This is a genomic window from Aquimarina hainanensis (assembly GCF_042684685.1).
GTDB lineage: Bacteria > Bacteroidota > Bacteroidia > Flavobacteriales > Flavobacteriaceae > Aquimarina > Aquimarina hainanensis.
Window position 1 is genome coordinate 115,787 of sequence record NZ_JBHULX010000004.1, and the last position, 19,515, is coordinate 135,301.

Here is a 19,515-nt window from a genome sequence, read left to right on the forward strand (position 1 = left end):
AGTGCCTTTTCCTTTTGATTTAATAATTTAAAACGTTTTGTAATGCTTCGTCGGTTTGTTTATGATCAAAGTTTTTTTGATAATTTGCTGTCGTACTTAAATCAGAATGCCGGTAGAGTTTCTGTAGTGATCGAATAGGAATTTTTCCTCCTGAAATATTACCAAAAGAATGCCGTGAGATATGGCAAGATAGTTTCTTTTTTATTTTAGCCAATTTTCTGATACGCCCTAAGTAATAGTTTATAGAGGCTATAGCCCTTTTTACTGCATAAAACAACTCCTCTTTATCGTTAAAATTAGTTCCTTCTAAAAATACAAATACAGGGCTTTCTGGACTTGTTTTATACTCTTTTAATTCCTCTAATATATCTAACGCTTGTTTAGGTATTAGTAGAGAATCGTATTTCCCGTTTTTTTTCATAGAGTAGTGTAAACGATTGTTAATTATTTTATTCCATAGTAGGGCTAATGCATCGCTCATTCTCATACCTGCCAAATAAAAGGAGAATAAAAAGATTTTTTGCGTATGCCATATCTTACTTCCTTTTTCAAAATTAAGTCGCTCTATTCTTTTTATTTCATCGGAATCTAAGCCTATTTTTTCACTCTCAGGAGGTGTCATTTTTATTTTTTTACCCTTTCTCTTTTTCCTAAATGGATAAAGCTCTGGTTTAATCAATTCTTGATCTATTGCATCATTAAACATATTTCTTATAAAAGAAAGAGAGTTTACTATTGTTCCTTCTTTATACCCCTCTAATTCTAAAAACATAATAAACTCTTTGATTCGTTTTCTGGTAATTTCTTCAAAGGTTATATCTTTTCCTTTATTATATTTTCGAAACCGTTGAGCAGCATATTTTGCATTATTCATAGTAGGAATCTTTTTCTTTCTCCTAAATTCATCTTCATACTCTTTTGCTAAATCAAAAAAGCTAGTTCCTGTTTTTTTTCCTTTTAGACGTTTTATCAGCATCGAAAAATCATAATCTTTACCATCGACCTCAAACTGGGTAATCATATTTTTGGCAGTGGCAAGTTTATTGGTTGCTTTATTATTTATTTGGAGATGGTTTAAATGAGTGCTTTTTACTTCATTGTTTTTATAATCCCAATGTTTCTCATCAATCCAGTCTATATGCACATATTTAGGTACTCTGTTTTTGGTAATTCTAAGAGAAATTGAGTACTGCCCTAAACTGTTTTTATTACTCTTATATAATAGTATTTTAAAGGTAGCCATTAATGATTTTTTTGACGTTATCACTCAAATCTAATATTAAACATTCATTAAACAAAACATGTATTTTAATGTGTTTTAATGATTTAAGAAGAAACGTAACCCCTTGTAAACACTATATTTTTAAGCATTTGGATATATTAAAATATATTAGAATACATTTTTTGTACTTGAAGAAAAAAAATATAGGGTTACAGAAAGTGGATTAACATGGTTTTCTACTATCGGAATTGACATTGATCGTATTAAAAGTAAAAAAAGATCTTTTGCCCATGCATGTTTAGATTGGAGTGAAAGACGATATCATTTAGCAGGTGCATTGGGGGCGGCTTTATATCATACTATGGTAGATAAAGATTGGATTCGAAGAAAAGAAAACACCAGAGAGGTAGTCCTTACATCCCATGGAGAGCAGGAATTAAATGCTCGCTTACAATTGAATATTAGAGAATAAGCATTTCATGACCTTAAAAATCATATGTTTTGTATATATAAAATATATAATTTAAAAGAAAGCCATCATAAAGATTTCTTTGTGATGGCTTTTATACAGTTATTTTTAAAATCGTTTATTTGTTTTCCTGAGCAACAAAAAGCGCTTTTAATTCAGTAGCATCATCCGGTTTCATTTTGCCGGCAAGTACTAAGCTTAGTTGTTTACGCCTCAGTGCGGCGTCAAAACGTTTTTTCTCTAATTCTGTTTGTGGTTTTATAGGAGGAACAGAAACAGGAGTTCCTGTTTCATTAACAGCTACAAAGGTATAAATAGCTTCGTTTGCTTTTGTTTTTTCACCGCTTTGTCTGTCTTCTACCCAAACATCGATAACCACCTCCATAGAGGTTCTAAAAGCTCTTGAAACTTTTGCTTCTACAGTAACTACACTCCCCAAAGGAACACTTTTGTTAAACGCAACATGATTTACTGATGCAGTAACGACAATTCTTCTGGAATGCCTTCCTGCAGAAATACCTGCAGCTCTATCCATTCTAGCTAGAAGTTCTCCTCCAAAAAGGTTATTCAATGGGTTTGTTTCTCCTGGTAATACAAGATCTGTTAAAACAGTTAGAGATTCTGAGGGGTATCTTGCTTCCATAATTATATACAATTTTAGAGCAAAGATAAAGAGGAGTATCGAATTGACGATACTTTCAGTATAAATATTCGACAAGTCGCTAAAAAATTATTATATAATGACCATTAGTCTTAAGAAAAATAGAAAAATAACCTCTTAATAAGGGATATGATTGATAAAAATGTAAAAAAAAGCCTATCCAAAATTAGATAGGCTTTTCTATATAATGTTTTTATGATTGGGTTATGGTAGTTCTTTTACTAATAACCAAGCTCTTTTATCATTGGTGTTTTTTATTTCCTGTAATGCTGTTAATGCCTCTTGTCTGGTAGAAAAACTAACGTAAGATACTTGATGAAGACCGAACTGATTAATTCCGATAAGTCGTGGCGAGAATCCTTTTTCTTGCAACTCTTCTATTTTTTTGTTTGCATTATCTATAAACCGGAATGCTCCTGCAACTATATGATATTTATGTGCTTTCGAGGGCACTTCTTCTTTTAGTGTAGATAAGCTTATAGCAGGAAGTGGGCTACTAATTTCAAAAGTAGCTTCCTGTATCCGTTGTTTGATAGTTTCAGTGGCTTCTTTATGCTCATTATCATTATAAGTGATTGTCTGATCATTGTATTTCTTTACACCAAAAAAACCACTCACACCAATAGCTATTGCTAAAACTGCTGCATATTTTAGGTAAGGACGCTCACGACGTTTTTCAGGAGTGAAGGCAATAGGCGCCTTTTCTTCTAGAGACTCAGTTTCTTCTTTATAAATTTCTCTTTGAATTGTAGGAGAAACAAAAGAGCTAAGTCCAAAAGCTTCAGTCAGGTAATTGTGTTGCTCAAAAGGTTCGAATTGAAGAGTGTCTTCTATCGAAACAAAGAAAGAACCAATTCCCTCTATAGAAACACGTTTTCCGTTAGTAAGTTCATTTTTTAAAGAAGCTACATATCGCTGAATTTTAGAAATGGCATCCGTATAGGAGATTTGTTCTGCAGAAGCAATATAGTTCGCTAATAACCCATCATTATTCTGTAACTGACGATTAAAAGAGATCAGTTTTTTTGGAGGGTAAAAAGCATTCGTAGCACTGTGAATAGAAGCCGACTCCCTTTTGGTCAAAAAAGCACCAAAATCAGGAATAATAACACATTCATAGCGGTATAAAAGTTCACTTATATAAGTAGCTGTATTCATTTATTTTCCTTAAAAAAATCAGAGGTTTCTGAAAGTCAATTAGATGGCGAGAATACATGCTCAATAATGAGTCATAACAATACATCAAGCCACCTAAGTCCAAAGGTAGAAAAAAATAAAAATGATATTAAAAGATCATAAGTGATTTTATTAACAGATTGGATTTTTTTTTGTTTCTTATGTTGATATACAATTGATTACGAAATGGAAGAGAAGCTAAAAGCTGTAATGATTTTAAAAAAAGCAGCAAATTTAGGAGATAGTTCTATTAAGAAAATGATACAAGCTGTTGGAAGTGCAGAAGGAGTACTGAAAGAAAAAGCAGCGAATCTTCTTAAAATTGAAGGAATTGGCAGTCAGCGGATACATGACATACATAATCCGGCATATGAGGCAGCGGTAGAAGAGGAGCTTTGTTTTATCAGAAATAATGCAATTGATTGTTATTTGTATGATGCTCCTGACTATCCATATAGACTAAAGCAATGTTTGGATGGTCCGGTTTTATTATTTGGGAGAGGGAACATATGTATGACACAAAAAAACGTAATCAGTATTGTTGGTACTAGAAGGGCTACAAGCTATGGTATTCGGTTTTGCGAAGAGCTTATAGAAATGTTAGCTCCTTTGGATCCGATAATTGTATCTGGTTTTGCGTATGGAATTGATATCACAGCACAGCGAGCAGCTTTAAATGCTGGTTTGCAGACGATCGGTTGTCTGGCACATGGATTAAACCAACTATACCCTAAAACACATAAAAAATATACAACTGCTATTGAAGAGAATGGTGGTTTTTTTACAGATTATTGGAGTACAGACCTGTTTGATAGAAAGAATTTTTTAGGTAGGAATCGCATTATTGCAGGAATCAGTGAAGCGACAGTAGTTATAGAAAGTGCAAATAAAGGAGGATCTCTGGTAACAGCAGAGTTAGCACATTCTTATAACAGAGATGTTTTTGCTGTACCAGGACGTGTTACTGATGTATACAGTCAAGGGTGTAATATGCTTATCAAAACACAAAAAGCGCATGTATTGACCACGGCTGCCGATTTGATTTATATGCTCAATTGGGAATTAGAAGAGAAACAACAACAGGCGCAACAAAAGCAATTGTTCGTGACCCTAGATGAAGAAGAGAAAACAATATTTCATTTTTTGGAAAACAATAATAAAGAATTATTAGATCATATTGCTCTTCATTGTCATATGCCTACATTTAAAGTTGCTTCTCTTTTACTTACAATGGAACTAAAAGGAGTAGTTCGTCCGCTACCAGGAAAACGTTTCGAACTTATCTAATGTGATTCCAACAGTTGATTGTACATCTTATTCATTTCTTTATTATCAGGAGCAGCTTTTAATAATTTGCTTCTCTTTTTTGGATCTTGAATCCACCGATACATCCAGGAAATACCCCATTTTTTATAATATGTGTTTTTAGAAGAGTATACGGGATCTTCTAATGCTTCTTTTATTGATATGAAACGATATTCTTTGGATTGCAAATGCTTGATGATTTTAGGGAGATAATCTGTGTTTAACACGTTATCATGACATAAGAAAATATGCCGTATGTTTCGTTTGTATTGATCTTGTGATAGTTTTTGATGGTACTCAAATACATTCAGGGTGTATGAAAGATATGTATCTCCAATATATCTCGCATTTTTAAAATCTTTTTTTTGCAACGCATTTTCATACAATGTATTAAAAAGCCAGTCCTCACTTTCTATGGTGAAAGGAGTAATTGTATACCCTTTACGAGAAAGAAAGTGCGCCATTTTCTTCTGAGAAATACTGTCTTTTCCCAGATTATTATACGGAAATCTAAAGTATTTCAGACTGTCTTCCTGTTGTGCCAAAACTTCTTTGGTAATTACCGCTCCTTTAATAATGTCTTCGGTAAAGGAGCTGTATTGTTCGTATGCCGTATGTCCATATGTATGATTTCCTGAAGTTACATTTTTGTTCGTAATCCATTGGACAAGTTGATTGTAATTCTGATGATAGTTTTTGTTTTGATAGAGAAATCCTTCGTTGATAAAAATAGCTACAGGCAATTGCATGCTATCTATTTTTCGTAATAATTCAGAAGAAAAATTGGTTTTTTCGAGTAATTGTACATTCGGTACATCATCAATGGTTATAGAAACAAAATTCTTTTGGGCAGCTAATGATTGAAGTAAAAATAAACTGCCAATACATAGGATTCTATACATGGGTATGAAGAAGGTTTATTGAATAATTCCCGCGCAGATTTTTAAACGAATTATTTTTTTTACAGAGGTAGCAACCTGTTTTTTATAAGCAGGATCAGAAAGGGTTTCCTTATAGATATTTTGCATCGTTCGTTCTTCATTTTGAGGCATTAAAATGAGATCACAACCTGCCTTTGATGCTAATAAAGGAGCGTTTTTTAGAATAGTAACCGCTTTCATGATGTTTAGAGCATCAGAAATGATAATCCCTTTGAATCCCATTTCTTCTTTTAATAGTCCGGTTACAATTTTTCGAGAACAGCTAGACGGGATACCATCAGTGGCATATTTGTCATTGTTTTGTATTGTTATATGAGCAATCATGATTGAAAGAACGCCATCTTCAATAATTTTTTTGTAGTTAGCAACCTCTTGTAATGGTCCATCTATATATACACTTCTTTTGTGAGTATCTCCTTTTACCAGTCCATGTCCTGGAAAATGCTTTGCAGTGGCAATAATTCCTTCTTTTTGAGTATGAAGAATAAACCGGTTGGCAAGTGCTACTACAGTGTCTTTATTACTGCCATAACTTCTTGATTTAATTGCTTCATTGGCAGCACTAACATCAAGAACAGGAGCATAGTTATGATGTACACCAATTTCTTTGAGTTCTTTATTAATAGTACTGGTAACCTGATCAGATTGTTCAACTGTTTTGATGTCAATAGTTTTGCCAACATTTTTGGCTCCTTTTATTCTACTACTGAATAAACTAGGTTCTGCATCCATACTAAATAATAAAGGGATGGAGTTATTTTTTTTGCTGATGCTATTGAGCGTATTGATATGTTGGATATGTTTCTTTTTATAGCCTTTTAAGAAAACGACTCCTCCTATTTTGTTAGCAGAAGCTAACTTATTAACGGTTGCTACAGATTTTCCCAGTTCTCCGGCTGAGGTAATGATCATTTGTGCAATTCGTTCTTGTTCACTTAGACTATTATATACAGAATCTACCTTGGCAGTCAATAAGGAATCTGAGGAATAGAAATCTTGTAGAGAAAACTGCTGTTGGGCAACAATTGATAATGGAAGGAGTAAAGCAATAAGGAATTGAGTGGTTTTTTTCATAATAATATAATAATAGGCTAGAGAATATAAAGGTTATGAGGTAATAGGTACATTAGGTAATTGACCCCATTCACTCCAGGATCCGTCATAAATGACTCCCATAGGATACCCTGCAAGTTGAGAGGCTAATAAAATGATACAAGCTGTAATTCCTGATCCACAACTAAAAATTAATTTCTTATTAGCAATAGGCAGCGAATTAAATAAGGATTGTAATTGAGCTGTTGGCAATATCGTTCCATCATCAGATAAGACGCTGGTATAAGGTAAACTAATAGAGTTAGGAATGTGACCTCCTTTTAGATCAGCTCTTGGTTCCGGGGCTGTAGCTTCAAAACGCCCTTTAGAACGAGCGTCTAATATACAGTTGTCTGTATGGTGGATACTATTCATAATATCAGTAACAGAGGCTACGTGTTCAGGGCGGAATGATGTTTTGAAATGAGTAGTAGAAAAATGAGATCTCTTCTCTACAGAGGTTGTAGGGTATCCTGATTTTACCCAAACAGGAAGTCCTCCATCTAAAACAGCTACATTTTCGTGCCCCATTGTTTTGAACATCCACCAAGCCCTGGGACTACTATAAATTCCCAATGTGTCATATATGATTATGGTATGATCAGAGGAAATCCCTAATTCTTCACAACCTTTGGCAAATACCTCTGGCGTTGGAAGCATATTTGGAATTGAATTTGTCTTGTCCGAAAAAGTGTTTTTAATATCGAAAAAACGTGCATTCTTTATCTGAGAAGTAACTGATACATGATCAGATGCAGTTACTTTTTTTATACTGGCATCCAGAATGATAATGTCAGGATGATCTAGATGTTCTGCTAGCCACGCAGCAGAAACAATAGGAGAAGAAAGCGTAATTTTTTTCATTGTAGAATGTGTTTTTTAAAATAGTCGATTTCTATTTTTCAAATCGATCAAGCATATTCAGTACCTGTTTTCTAAGTTTTTTTCTGAAAAAAGAAGTTCCTCCTAATAGTTTTCCTTTCCACCCTAATGCCTGACCAGCCCAGTTACGGATGTTAAACTCATCATGGTGTTCTATAATTTTACCGTCCTTAAATACAAAAGAAGCACGAATTGTATTGGTGACAGCCCGTCCTGTTTTACTAAATGTATATTGCGCTTTCCAATTAGCAGAAGCTTCTTTTTCTGTGGCTTTTACATCAGAAAACTCCACGCGGAGATCCTTTCCGTTTTTGCAAAGCATTCGCCACATCTTTTTTGCCTGTTCTCCTTTAAGCGTTCCAAAAACCGGATCACTAAAAGTAACATTGCTGTGATAACAAGCGTTCATTTTTGTAGCATCACGTTCCTGAAATGCTGTGTAAAAATTCTGAATTAATTCATCCATAACCTTATTCTGTAAGAATCTATAGAAGGTATGAAGATAAGAATAATTAATCCAGTTTATCGGCTAATTTTCTAAAAACCTTACTAGGATCTTTATGATTGTATAGGACGTTATAAACAGCGTCGATAATAGGAGTCCTTGCTCCTTTAGACTCATTGAGCACATAAGCACTTTTAGTTGCGTAAAAACCTTCTGCCACCATATTCATTTCCATTTGAGCACTTTTTACGGTATAGCCTTTCCCAATCATATTTCCAAACATACGATTTCTGGAAAAAACGGAATATCCGGTCACTAATAGATCTCCTAAATAAGCAGAATTGTTAATATTTCGCTTCATTTTATGAACTTTCTTGATAAAGCGTTTCATTTCCCGAATGGCATTACTCATTAATACACTCTGAAAATTATCTCCATACCCTAGTCCATGGGCAATACCTGCAGCAATAGAATATATGTTTTTGAGCATAGCAGCATACTCAGTTCCGATGATGTCATCACTGATTTTACACTTTATATATTCGCTTTCCAAATGAGAAGCCATTAAAGTGGCTTTTTTCTCATCAATACTAGCAATCGTTAGATAGGATAACCGTTCCAGAGCAACTTCTTCTGCATGACAAGGTCCTGTAATCACACCGATGTTATCTAATGGGATGTTATACTCCTGATTAAAATGTTCCCCTACAATCAGCCCTGTTTCAGGGACAATTCCTTTAATTGCAGAAAAAACTATTTTACCTTTTAGATCAGTATTCAGTTTTTTTAATTCACTATATAAAAAAGCGGAAGGGATGGCAAATATCAGATAGTCAGCATAGGCTACCGCTTCATTAATATCATCAGTTAGCTTGAGCTGATGCGTTTTAAATTCTACGGAGCTGAGATAATTAGGATTATGTTGTTGTTTTTTTAGATGCTCTATTGCATAAATACTTCTCATATACCATCCTACTTCTGTAAGATTTTCACAAAGCATTTTTACGATTGCTGTTGCCCAGCTTCCTCCACCGATTACGGCAAATGTTGGTTTTTCTTTCATTCAAGTAATTTTCAATTAACATCCAGTAGTTGATGATTTGGGTTTTCTTAGATGCCTTTGTAGTTCCAAAAAGAGGTTTACACACAAATTAATTGAGTGCTCAAAAGTAAGTAAAATACACTATAAAATAAACTTCTGTATATCAGAGTTTTATTTTTTTGGCATGCGTTTTGGTTCTCTAAAAGCAAATAGTAAACCGATACAATTATGAAAACACTAAAAATACTTTCGGCTTTTATCCTGGGGATATTACTTTTTACTTCATGTACAAGTGAAGTAGTTGTTAACGAGTTTCACGAAGAACCTGTTGTTACTTTAGATGAGGTATTGCATAGCTATGAAATTTGGTATGTAGATATCGAAAGAACACAAGGGAATGGAGAAATTCCATTTTTTCAGCAGGCATTTACTGTGTCTTTTAGAAATGATACATTCTTTGCGAATAACAATTTAGTGGGTATTGGGGATAATGGAAATGGTTTTGGGTTAGACGTCGGTTTTTTTGATGCGTTTGGTACAGAATTAACAATAGATCACGATATTGATGGGGTTTATAATTTGATTATTACTCAATTAGCAGATAATGAGATTCGTGTTCATGATCCCGTGTTAAATACAAGTTATTATTTAATAGGGTATCAAAGAAATACCTTTGACTACGACAGGGTTTTTTATGACAATATTCATTACTTTTTACAAGAATATACCACATGGGAGAAAGTATATACTAGTGAATTTGGTGTGATTAATGAATTTGATGAAGAGACCTATATTGCTTTTTTACCTTTTGGAGCAGGAGACAATTTCAAGAGTTCTAAAGACCCAAACGGTATGCGAATCCCAAGTATTTTCTATGATTATGAGGGGCATTATGAAATACAAGACGTTTTTAACAACTTAAATAGGAAAATTTTAACACTTGATTATAGCTATCTAGGCAATGAACACTTTGAGTTGTCCGTTATAAACGATAGAAAGATAGAGTTGCTTCACCCCTCTTCAGGAACGGTGTATCATTTTGAAGGAAGAGAATATGTGCAGATAAAAAAGTCTACTCATGGAAAAACAACTCAAAACACAAAGAAAAGAATAAAAAAAGCTGATTTTATGAAGCTTTCAAGATAGTAAGACTTTTGGTTGGTTATTTAGTTGGAAATCGCTCTGCAAGAATTTTCTTGTCTGAGCGATTTCTATTTTTTAGAAGTTTTTGTTTTATTCATTAGAGAGAAAAAATAACCCAATCTAGGTTTTTAACAGATGCTTTTTTTAAAGAGTTAATATGAGAACAAGTGCAATGGAGAAAGTTCTCAGGTAATTCCGTAATTTTATACACTAAAATTGCATGATATGGGAATTCAAAAACCATTCAATCTCAATCAATGGATTGAGGAAAACAGAGATACATTAAAGCCTCCCGTAGGAAATAGAAATTTATATAAAGATGCTGGAGACTATATAGTAATGATTGTAGCAGGTCCTAATGCTAGAAAAGATTATCATTATAATGAAACAGAAGAGCTTTTTTATCAGTTAGAAGGAGAGATAGAAGTTCATATTCAGGAAGAAGGAGTAAAAAAAACGATGAAATTAGGACCTGGAGATATGTATTTGCACCCGGCAGGTGTTCCGCATTCACCAGTACGACATGAAGGTTCATTAGGTTTGGTTATCGAAAGAAAACGAGATCATTTAGAAGCAGATGATGGATTGTTATGGTACTGTGATCACTGCAATACCAAGTTGCATGATGTGTATTTCAAATTGAATGATATAGAAAAAGATTTCTTAAAACACTTTAAAGATTTCTATTCTAATAAAGAACTTCGTACCTGTAATAATTGTGGTAAAGAAATGCCGGTAGATAAGCGATTTATCGGGTAATAAAAGAGGGGCTCGTACGAGCCCCTCTTCTTTTTTGTACTATATCCATTTCTATAACTAGGATAAGATTCTTACGGAAGCACTCCCTATTTTTTGAATACTTTTTTTACCGTTGTTTTACCGTTTATTGTAATGGTCAAGAAATATATACCTCTTCGCAAAGAGGCAATGTCAAACTGTTGAGTAAAAACGCCTTTTTTCTGATGCTTGATTTCATCGGAAAGAAGAGAGTCTCCTTCCATATTTTTCAAAGTGAAGGAAACCGTATTATTGGTTTTTTCTGTTTGATAGGTAATCGCTAGTTGCTTGGTGGCCGGATTCGGATAAACATTCAGGTTAATAGCAGGTTTGCTGTTTTCTTTGAATATATCCTCTTCTTTTTGACCATATACGATATCAAAACGCTCCCCTCCGATAACACCTCTTTTGTTACTTTGAACTACATCATAAATAAAAGGACGTCGGTATGGAGTGTCTTTGAATAATTTGAATTGCATTTGTAAAGAGAATGTTTCTCCGGGTTTAAGAGGAATTCCTGTCATTACAGCTTTTGGTTCGAAAATTTGAATGGTATTTCTTCCAACAACTTCGATCCCTCTACCATCTCCATAGGCTTTCCAGCGCTCGAATAACTCCGGACTCATTGTGGCAGTAATATTTCCGTGTTTTAAGAAATGGTTGGTCGTGTTGGTTCCGTATATTCCATCATAGAAGTTCAGATCAATAATATCTTCTCTTTTAAGATCAGTATTGCGCACATATACATTCGTATAACTTACATTATTCGATGGGTTGGCATCATAAACAGATACATTTTTCCAGGCAACATTATTATTGTTTCTGGTATTACTGTTTACAGATGAGGTTTCTACACCAATCGGGTCTATTTGAGAGATAACTCTGGCGATTAGACAAAAATGATGCTTGTCATAATCAAAATCATTCGGATTTGGAGGATACCATGGAATTTCAATAATAGTTTCATCTCCGGGATTCAAATTCGGAATATTTAATGGAATACTGGTAATTTCATCCCCATGTAATAGATAGGAACCTCCAGGAGTAAAATCATAAAAGTTGATCCAGTTTGTCGGCCATGATAAACCTGTGGATGCCTTGGAGAAATAAACACGTAGTTTCCCATCTGAAATAGGAGCACAACCTCTGTTTTTTACTCGTACATATACTCCATTAGGACTGGTCGTTTTGTACTCCGGGTTTTGATGGCTGGTTCCTCCGTCCATATTTTGACGTACCCAGATATCTCTACTCGTGTACATGGGTCCGCTAAATGGGTTGGGTTCTATTCCAGTGTCACTACTACTGTGATAAGGAGTACGATTATCCATAATGTATAAATCCCCTGTCCCATTTAGGGTAAGTTGATCTCCCAGGTTAACCGGAACCTCATCAAATTGAGGGGTTTCTGGTCTGGAATCTTGTGTTTCTGCGTAATCAAAAGCTTCTCTTTTAGTAACTACCCCATCTGCATTTACATCAGAACCTACAAAAACCCCTGAAGGAAAAGCTTCATTGACAGCAGATGTCCAATAATAGACGAATTCATCCGTATTAATAGTGGGACCTGCCCAGGACAGTTCATCATGTCTGGCAGCTGTAGCAATCACTCGATTTGGTCCGGAAAGGTCATCAATAAACCCTCCACTGTTACATTGTTCCATTACAATAGAAATTTTACCAGCATTTACTTTGTTTACCTCGGTAGCAAATTCATCGTCATTTATAGTCTCTCCCCAAAGGTATAATAAAGTATCCCATGCAGTTGCTCCAGAAGTGTCAACACCTCCATGGTCAGTAGTAAAAATAAAAAGTTCGTCATCTTCATCCAGAATTCCAGATAGGGTATTGAATACTGAAGTAATATTCGCATGCGTAGCAGAAAACTGAATGTCATTGTCCCCATCTCCGTCGAGGTCAGGATTAGAATTCGTCCCGTTGGAAATATCAGCTGCAGGATTAGTTCCGTCTGACATCAATGTATAAATATTAGCATCTGCATATCCGTATTTGTTAACCAAAGTTTTGTAAACGAAAGAGCAGTCATTCCAGTATCTTACATGGTTATTCCCCTGATTCCATCCTCCACTGATAATTACTGCGTATTTATTAGAAGAAGTACCACAAGGAATATTGTTTACCTGCTTTGCAAAATCTAGAAAGCGTTCCCGGGTTTCTATATGTTTTCTCAATACTTTCATCTCCCGGATCATATCAGGAGGAGTAGTAGCTTTGGTAATTTCATAACGAGCTGTTTCTACATCAAAAAAGATGTATTGAGCAGGGTGTTCCCAGTTAGCATAAGGCGCTTCATCAATAAAAAAGAGCCAGGAATGTGATTTAGGACTCCTAATGGTTTTGTTAAAACTTCGAATGCTGTAGTTAGGAGGGAGAACCTCCTGAGAACCATAAACCCACTGGTTTTTATCTTGTGATATAACTCCTTTTTCCAATAGAATTTCATAAGCTTTTTCCATTGGAATCTGCGACCATATGTGGGCGCTGGTCAAAAAAAGAAATGTGAAAATTACTAGATTTTTCATAATTGTCGGTTTTAATATTAGTGAGTGCAAAGGTTTGTTTTTCAGAAGGATAATGTAAGAGTTGATACCCTGTTTCTAAACAGGTAAATAACTAGGCTACGGTAAGGTCATTCCGTAGAATTAAAACGTATAAAACCAAATCATTTCTTTTTGTGTGAGAATTGTGTGAATTTGATTAAATTTATGAGCTAATGAAAAAAAATAACTTAAAATATCTCTGTAAAAAGAGAAATAGAATTTTCATTACAAAAACACAGTATCTTTACCTTTTTCTTTAAAAAAACAACAATAAAATGGCAGCGATTGCAACAGATTTTGGAATTCAGGAAGCGCTACAACAGTTAGGTGTTTCTGAACAGAATAAAGGAACATCTACCGGAGCAGACTGGTTTTCTTCTGGAGAAGAAATCTTGTCTTATTCACCTGTTGATGGAGCATTGATAGGAAAAGTATTTACCACAACTCAGGAAGATTATGAAAAAGTTATTCAGACAGCAACAACAGCTTTTGCTTCTTGGAGAAAAGTACCGGCGCCTCAGCGAGGAGAAATTGTCAGACAATTTGGAGAAGAGTTAAGAAGATTAAAAGAACCTTTGGGGAAATTAGTCTCTTATGAAATGGGGAAATCCTACCAAGAAGGATTAGGAGAAGTGCAGGAAATGATTGATATCTGTGATTTTGCCGTTGGGTTATCTAGGCAGTTGCATGGATTGACAATGCATTCAGAGCGTCCGGGACATAGAATGTATGAGCAATATCACCCGCTGGGAATTGTAGGGATTATAAGTGCGTTTAACTTTCCGGTAGCTGTATGGTCATGGAATACAGCATTAGCATGGATATGTGGAGATGTATGTGTGTGGAAACCAAGTGAAAAAACACCACTTTGTGGGATTGCCTGTCAGAATATAATAACTAAGGTCTTACAAGAAAACAACCTACCTGAAGGAATCTCCTGTTTAGTTAATGGAGATTATAAGGTTGGGGAAATGATCACTACAGATAAGAGAATTCCTTTAGTTTCAGCTACAGGCTCAACCAGAATGGGGAAGATTGTTGCAAGTACAGTTGGACAACGATTAGGAAAATCATTGTTAGAATTAGGAGGGAATAATGCGATTATTGTGACACCCGATGCAGATATCAAGATGACAGTTATCGGAGCAGTTTTTGGAGCAGTTGGAACAGCAGGTCAGCGATGTACCTCTACACGTAGATTAATAATTCACGAATCTATTTATGACAAAGTGAAAAATGCAGTAGTAGATGCGTATAAGCAATTGAGAATAGGAAACCCGCTAGATGAGAATAATCATGTAGGTCCTCTTATTGATAAAGATGCTGTAAAAGGATATCAGGAAGCGTTACAAAAAGTAGTAGAAGAAGGAGGAAATATTATAGTAGATGGAGGTGTTTTATCAGGAGAAGGTTATGAAAGTGGTTGTTATGTAAAGCCAGCTATTGCAGAAGCAAACAACACTTATGAAATTGTACAACATGAGACCTTCGCCCCGGTATTATATCTGTTGAAATATAGTGGAGAAGTAGAAAATGCTATTGAAATACAAAATGGAGTGACACAAGGACTTTCTTCGGCAATTATGACAAATAACCTTAGAGAGGCAGAACGATTCTTATCAGCAGCAGGTTCTGATTGTGGGATTGCCAATGTAAATATAGGAACCTCAGGAGCTGAAATCGGAGGAGCATTCGGTGGAGAAAAAGATACCGGAGGAGGAAGAGAATCCGGTTCTGATGCCTGGAAAGTCTATATGAGGCGTCAGACAAATACAATAAATTATACTACAGAATTGCCCTTAGCACAAGGTATTAAATTCGACCTCTAAGTAGGGAATTCTTAATTTTAAGAGATTAAAAAAGCATCGTTTCAAATAGAAAATTGAAACGATGCTTTTTTTATTTTTTTTACTTAAAAAAAAGAAGAGAGGATGAGTGTTATACATAGATAAACAAAGGGAATATTGTTGATTCACAGGAGGAGAATACTTGTGATATTTGCGGGTTAAGTGTAAAATTTTTGCTAAAAATTAAGACAATTGATATAATTTTAGGTTAAATTTGGATAATTCTCACAAATTAAATTTGAAATTATGAAATTGTCATTACTCTTCACACGAAAGAGTGTTTCAGTTTTTGCAGTGCTGTGTATTGGATATACAGCCGGGGCTCAACAACTGAAGACACAAGCCGATCAGCAACCCATTACAAAGGGGCACTCGCTTTACAAAGCATCTAAACTTTATGACAGTAAATCCGGTCCTGTTGAAACAAAAATCTCCAGAGTAGGAGATAGAGCATTGGACAGGATGGAGTACGAATTCAATCTTTTAAAAAACCCTTACTCCGGAAAAATTCCAAAAGGAATCAAAGATTTAGAAATTGAATTCTCTAAGAAAATCAATACCGGAGATGATTTTAAGAAATCTGCAGCTTCTATGAAAGGAAGTTTTTCGTATTGGAAAAATCGGGGACCTCATAATGTTGGAGGTAGAACAAGAGCATTAGCAATTGATGCGACGAATGAAAATGTAATTTTTGCAGGAGGGGTTTCTGGAGGACTTTGGCGTTCAACTAACGGAGGAACCACCTGGAAAAAAGTAACACGACCTAGACAATCCCCCAGTATTACCTGTATTGTTCAGGATCCAAGACCGAGAAAACAACATATTTGGTATTATGGGTCAGGAGAAAGATCAGGAAACTCAGCTTCTGGAGGAGGAGCGTTTTATGGAGGGAATGGAGTTTATAAGTCCATGAATGGAGGAAGAACCTGGAGATTACTTCAAGCTACAAATGATGGAGAAATTGGTTCTTTTTCTTCTTTTGATTTGATTAATTCTATTGCAGTAGACCCAACAAACGGAGATCTATATGTAGCAACCTTTGAAGGATTGCACCGTTCTCAGGATGGAGGAAGATCATTTGAAGAAGTGCTAGCAGGAGGTCGTGATAACCGAGTAGAAGTAACGATTTCTTCTACAGGAGTTATCTATGCAACCATCGATTCGGAAGGAGATCCAAACAAAGGATTTTTTACATCTACTGATGGGGCAAACTGGACTGATATTACCCCAGAAACAATGCCGGAAACATATGGTAGAACTGTCATGGGGATTGACCCTTCTAATGAAAATACTGTTTACTTTTTCTCACAAACCCCAGCTGGAGCAGGAGAATTATTATTCAAATATGATGCAGGAGCAGGAAGCTGGACTGAGCTTACAGAAAACTTGCCAAATACCATTGGAGGAAGAGCAGGAAACCTGAACTTACAGGGAGGATATAATATGGTTGTAAAAGTACACCCTTCGAATTCTGATATGGTATTTGTAGGAGGAACAAACTTATACAGATCTGAAACAGGATTTACAACTCCTACAGGAAGAGAAGGATGGGTAGCAGGATATACCGCAGCTAGTGATAGTTATGCACTGTATCCAAACCAGCATCCAGATCAGCATGCCTTAGTATTCTATCCGTCGAACCCTGATAAAGTATTGACAGGAAATGATGGAGGAGTTTTTGTTACAGAAGATATAACCGCTACATCTGTAGATCCAGAAGCAGTAGTATGGACTTCATTAAATAACGGATATGTAACTACACAACCATATGCGTTTTCTTTTGATCCAGATGCTAATAGTGATGATATGTTAGCAGGATTTCAGGATAATGGAACCTGGTTTACGAATTCTACGAATCCAACAGAAGCATGGGCAGAAGATTTTGGAGGAGATGGATCTGTGAATGCAATAGCAGACGGAGGAAGAACCAGATATGTTTCTTCGCAATTCGGAAATGTATATCGACTTAATTTTGATGAAGCAGGAGAATATGAATCTTTTACGAGAGTACGTCCCGCAGGAGCAAATGGTCTTGGTTTTGTGGCTCCATTTATTTTGGATCCTAATAATGACAACATTATGTATATGCCTGCAGGAAATATTATCTGGAGAAATAATAATCTGGATGAGATCCCATTATTCTCTAATGCATTGGCAACGGTTAATTGGGTAAGTTTAGCGAATACTGCTGCAGGAGGAACGATCACTGCTCTTGGAGTTTCTAAATATCCAGTAGCAAATCGCCTGTACTATGGAACTAATAATGGGTTTATATACAGAATGGATAATGCTAATATCGATAATCAGGCAGTAGTAGATATCTCCAGTGGAAAAGGGTTACCTCCAGGGCATGTAAGCGATATTACAGTAGATCCATCTAATTCGGATCGATTAATCGTTTCATTTTCTAATTATGGGATACAAAGTTTATTCTTGTCAGATGATGCAGGAGAAACATGGGTGAATATTAGTGGTAATTTAGAAGAAAACCCTGATGGAACAGGAAATGGACCTTCTGTACGAGGAGCGGCATTCTTTGGTAGTAGCCAAGGGTTCTTTGGTACTAAAAGACAAAAAGTATTTGCAGCAACCAGTACAGGGTTATATTATGCAAATAGCTTAAGAGGAGAAAAGACACGATGGATTAAAGAGCCAATAGTTATCGGTAATGCGGTAATTCATCAAGTAAAAACAAGAAAAGATGGTTTTGTTGGTGTAGCTGCACATGGAAACGGACTATTTAGTGCCAGATTTCCTATGATTTTAAATCAGTTGCCAGAATCTACATTAAGCGTTGCATATTTATTACCAGATTTGGACGCAGATGTGAATAGCGAAGATACTGTAATTGATGTGGAAGGACTATTTACACAATCAGCAGGGAATGCTATTTCAATAGAGTTAACAAATTCGAATCCTGATTTAGTAACAGCTACCTTAAGTGGGAATACATTGACACTATCGTATGCAACTGATGGCGTAGGGCAGGCATCTATAGGATTGATTGCTACTTCAGGAAAAGAAAAAGTAGCCGAAGGATTTACAGTAAGTGTAAGCAAGCCTGCTTTATATGAGCAGACTGCTGCAGCAATTAATTCAACCCCATCCCAATTATTCCTTGATTTTGGAGGATTGGCACAATCAGCTGATGATTTTGTCGTACCAGAAGGGTATACCTGGAAAGTAGACCGTGTATTAGCATTTGGAGGGGCGAATAATGCTCCGGAATTAACAAATGCGACAGTAGTTATTTATGCGGACAATGGTGGAGTACCAGGAGATGAGGTGTATAATAGTGGAGCACTGGCACCGATTTCAGAGCCTAATGATGCAAACCTGAATCTGTTACTTCCCGAAGAATTGGTATTGGAAAGTGGTAATTACTGGTTATCTGTATATGTAAATCTGACATTTAATCCTGGGGCTACTCAATGGTTCTGGTCTTCTCAGGAAGCAGGAATAGGAGCAGAGTCTCATTTTAAAGATGATTTGAATCTATTTGGAACAGGAGCAACTGACTGGACTTCTCTTTCAGTAGCTTTTGGAAAACCACAATTAGATCAGGTATTCCAGATTTACGGAATTATACAGGAGTCAGGAACTGCTGGAGTTGGACAAGAAGTAGCTAAGGATGAGGCGTTAGTAACATTGGATGCAGAATTAAAAACTGCGATCTGGCCTAACCCTTCTTACAATACATTTATGTTTAATTTCAGAGCGATGGGAGCTCAGAAAAAAGTATCTCTTCACGTATTTGATATTACAGGAAAAATGGTGCATGAAGCTTCTGATATTGATGTGAGATCTGAATATGTTTGGAATGCATCTGATAGACCTGCTGGATTCTATTTTGTGAAAATAGAAGGAGAAGGAATTAGTAAAAACCTAAAGCTTATCAAACGATAAGTAATATATAAGCTTTAAAATAAGAATCTAAAGATTGCCTGGGAAT

14 protein-coding genes are annotated in these 19,515 nt (G+C 35.5%); 5 read left to right on the forward strand and 9 right to left on the reverse strand.

Features of this window, described 5'->3' with window-relative positions; genetic code table 11:
• Window positions 1-19: 19 nt before the first annotated feature.
• From ACFSTE_RS05965 to ACFSTE_RS05975, 3 genes are all read right to left on the reverse strand, one after another.
• The gene (locus ACFSTE_RS05965) at window positions 20-1,243 is read right to left on the reverse strand and encodes a phage integrase SAM-like domain-containing protein (RefSeq protein WP_378257640.1); all 1,224 of its coding nucleotides are present in this window, start codon (window positions 1,241-1,243) and stop codon (window positions 20-22) included.
• Between the two features lie 566 nt (window positions 1,244-1,809).
• Window positions 1,810-2,334, reverse strand: a complete 525-nt coding sequence (locus tag ACFSTE_RS05970; protein ID WP_176028248.1) for an acyl-CoA thioesterase — start codon at window positions 2,332-2,334, stop codon at window positions 1,810-1,812.
• A 222-nt stretch (window positions 2,335-2,556) separates the two neighbouring features.
• Window positions 2,557-3,510: an HU domain-containing protein gene (locus ACFSTE_RS05975; RefSeq protein WP_378257638.1), complete on the reverse strand. Its 954-nt coding sequence runs from the start codon at window positions 3,508-3,510 to the stop codon at window positions 2,557-2,559.
• 204 nt (window positions 3,511-3,714) lie between these two features.
• Between ACFSTE_RS05975 and dprA the strand changes: the two genes are divergently transcribed.
• The gene (gene dprA / locus ACFSTE_RS05980) at window positions 3,715-4,815 is read left to right on the forward strand and encodes a DNA-processing protein DprA (RefSeq protein WP_378257636.1); all 1,101 of its coding nucleotides are present in this window, start codon (window positions 3,715-3,717) and stop codon (window positions 4,813-4,815) included.
• On the opposite strand, the gene ACFSTE_RS05985 is transcribed toward dprA, so the two are convergent.
• The 5 genes from ACFSTE_RS05985 to ACFSTE_RS06005 are packed head-to-tail and all read right to left on the reverse strand — an operon-like array spanning window position 4,812 to window position 9,256.
• Window positions 4,812-5,735 carry a polysaccharide deacetylase family protein gene (locus tag ACFSTE_RS05985; RefSeq protein WP_378257634.1) on the reverse strand — a complete coding sequence of 308 codons (924 nt, stop codon included), beginning with the start codon at window positions 5,733-5,735 and terminating at the stop codon, window positions 4,812-4,814. The two genes, dprA and ACFSTE_RS05985, sit on opposite strands and share 4 nt — an antisense overlap.
• A 15-nt stretch (window positions 5,736-5,750) precedes the next feature.
• Entirely contained in the window at window positions 5,751-6,848 is a 1,098-nt protein-coding gene (locus ACFSTE_RS05990; protein WP_176028252.1) for a glycoside hydrolase family 3 N-terminal domain-containing protein, read from the reverse strand.
• 33 nt (window positions 6,849-6,881) lie between these two features.
• Window positions 6,882-7,730, reverse strand: coding sequence for a sulfurtransferase (locus ACFSTE_RS05995; RefSeq protein WP_378257632.1), 849 nt, complete (start codon window positions 7,728-7,730; stop codon window positions 6,882-6,884).
• A 31-nt stretch (window positions 7,731-7,761) separates the two neighbouring features.
• Window positions 7,762-8,214 (reverse strand): nuclear transport factor 2 family protein, encoded by a 453-nt coding sequence (locus ACFSTE_RS06000; RefSeq protein WP_176028254.1) that lies wholly within the window; start codon window positions 8,212-8,214, stop codon window positions 7,762-7,764.
• Between the two features lie 46 nt (window positions 8,215-8,260).
• A complete protein-coding gene (locus tag ACFSTE_RS06005; protein WP_176028255.1) occupies window positions 8,261-9,256 on the reverse strand; it encodes an NAD(P)H-dependent glycerol-3-phosphate dehydrogenase in 996 nt (331 codons plus the stop codon).
• Window positions 9,257-9,463: 207 nt separating this feature from the next.
• Here ACFSTE_RS06005 and ACFSTE_RS06010 point away from each other — a divergent pair, with 207 nt between their 5' ends.
• Both ACFSTE_RS06010 and ACFSTE_RS06015 read left to right on the forward strand, forming a co-directional pair.
• Window positions 9,464-10,381 (forward strand): nicotinic acid mononucleotide adenyltransferase, encoded by a 918-nt coding sequence (locus ACFSTE_RS06010; protein ID WP_176028256.1) that lies wholly within the window; start codon window positions 9,464-9,466, stop codon window positions 10,379-10,381.
• Window positions 10,382-10,603: 222 nt separating this feature from the next.
• Complete coding sequence (locus ACFSTE_RS06015) at window positions 10,604-11,137, forward strand: 3-hydroxyanthranilate 3,4-dioxygenase (protein ID WP_176028257.1); 534 nt, start codon at window positions 10,604-10,606, stop codon at window positions 11,135-11,137.
• A gap of 86 nt (window positions 11,138-11,223) precedes the next feature.
• On the opposite strand, the gene ACFSTE_RS06020 is transcribed toward ACFSTE_RS06015, so the two are convergent.
• Entirely contained in the window at window positions 11,224-13,698 is a 2,475-nt protein-coding gene (locus tag ACFSTE_RS06020) for a T9SS type A sorting domain-containing protein (protein WP_378257629.1), read from the reverse strand.
• A 293-nt stretch (window positions 13,699-13,991) separates the two neighbouring features.
• Here ACFSTE_RS06020 and amaB point away from each other — a divergent pair, with 293 nt between their 5' ends.
• The gene (gene amaB, locus ACFSTE_RS06025) at window positions 13,992-15,545 is read left to right on the forward strand and encodes an L-piperidine-6-carboxylate dehydrogenase (protein ID WP_176028259.1); all 1,554 of its coding nucleotides are present in this window, start codon (window positions 13,992-13,994) and stop codon (window positions 15,543-15,545) included.
• 264 nt (window positions 15,546-15,809) lie between these two features.
• Window positions 15,810-19,469 (forward strand): T9SS type A sorting domain-containing protein, encoded by a 3,660-nt coding sequence (locus tag ACFSTE_RS06030; protein ID WP_378257627.1) that lies wholly within the window; start codon window positions 15,810-15,812, stop codon window positions 19,467-19,469.
• Window positions 19,470-19,515 lie beyond the last annotated feature (46 nt).

Excerpts from the sequence above, each read along its gene's own strand:
- ACFSTE_RS05965 (WP_378257640.1), bottom strand. The coding sequence starts at position 1,243 with ATGGCTACCTTTAAAATACTATTATATAAGAGTAATAAAAACAGTTTA.
- ACFSTE_RS05970 (WP_176028248.1), bottom strand. The coding sequence starts at position 2,334 with ATGGAAGCAAGATACCCCTCAGAATCTCTAACTGTTTTAACAGATCTT.
- ACFSTE_RS05975 (WP_378257638.1), bottom strand. The coding sequence starts at position 3,510 with ATGAATACAGCTACTTATATAAGTGAACTTTTATACCGCTATGAATGT.
- dprA (WP_378257636.1), top strand. The coding sequence starts at position 3,715 with ATGGAAGAGAAGCTAAAAGCTGTAATGATTTTAAAAAAAGCAGCAAAT.
- ACFSTE_RS05985 (WP_378257634.1), bottom strand. The coding sequence starts at position 5,735 with ATGTATAGAATCCTATGTATTGGCAGTTTATTTTTACTTCAATCATTA.
- ACFSTE_RS05990 (WP_176028252.1), bottom strand. The coding sequence starts at position 6,848 with ATGAAAAAAACCACTCAATTCCTTATTGCTTTACTCCTTCCATTATCA.
- ACFSTE_RS05995 (WP_378257632.1), bottom strand. The coding sequence starts at position 7,730 with ATGAAAAAAATTACGCTTTCTTCTCCTATTGTTTCTGCTGCGTGGCTA.
- ACFSTE_RS06000 (WP_176028254.1), bottom strand. The coding sequence starts at position 8,214 with ATGGATGAATTAATTCAGAATTTTTACACAGCATTTCAGGAACGTGAT.
- ACFSTE_RS06005 (WP_176028255.1), bottom strand. The coding sequence starts at position 9,256 with ATGAAAGAAAAACCAACATTTGCCGTAATCGGTGGAGGAAGCTGGGCA.
- ACFSTE_RS06010 (WP_176028256.1), top strand. The coding sequence starts at position 9,464 with ATGAAAACACTAAAAATACTTTCGGCTTTTATCCTGGGGATATTACTT.
- ACFSTE_RS06015 (WP_176028257.1), top strand. The coding sequence starts at position 10,604 with ATGGGAATTCAAAAACCATTCAATCTCAATCAATGGATTGAGGAAAAC.
- ACFSTE_RS06020 (WP_378257629.1), bottom strand. The coding sequence starts at position 13,698 with ATGAAAAATCTAGTAATTTTCACATTTCTTTTTTTGACCAGCGCCCAC.
- amaB (WP_176028259.1), top strand. The coding sequence starts at position 13,992 with ATGGCAGCGATTGCAACAGATTTTGGAATTCAGGAAGCGCTACAACAG.
- ACFSTE_RS06030 (WP_378257627.1), top strand. The coding sequence starts at position 15,810 with ATGAAATTGTCATTACTCTTCACACGAAAGAGTGTTTCAGTTTTTGCA.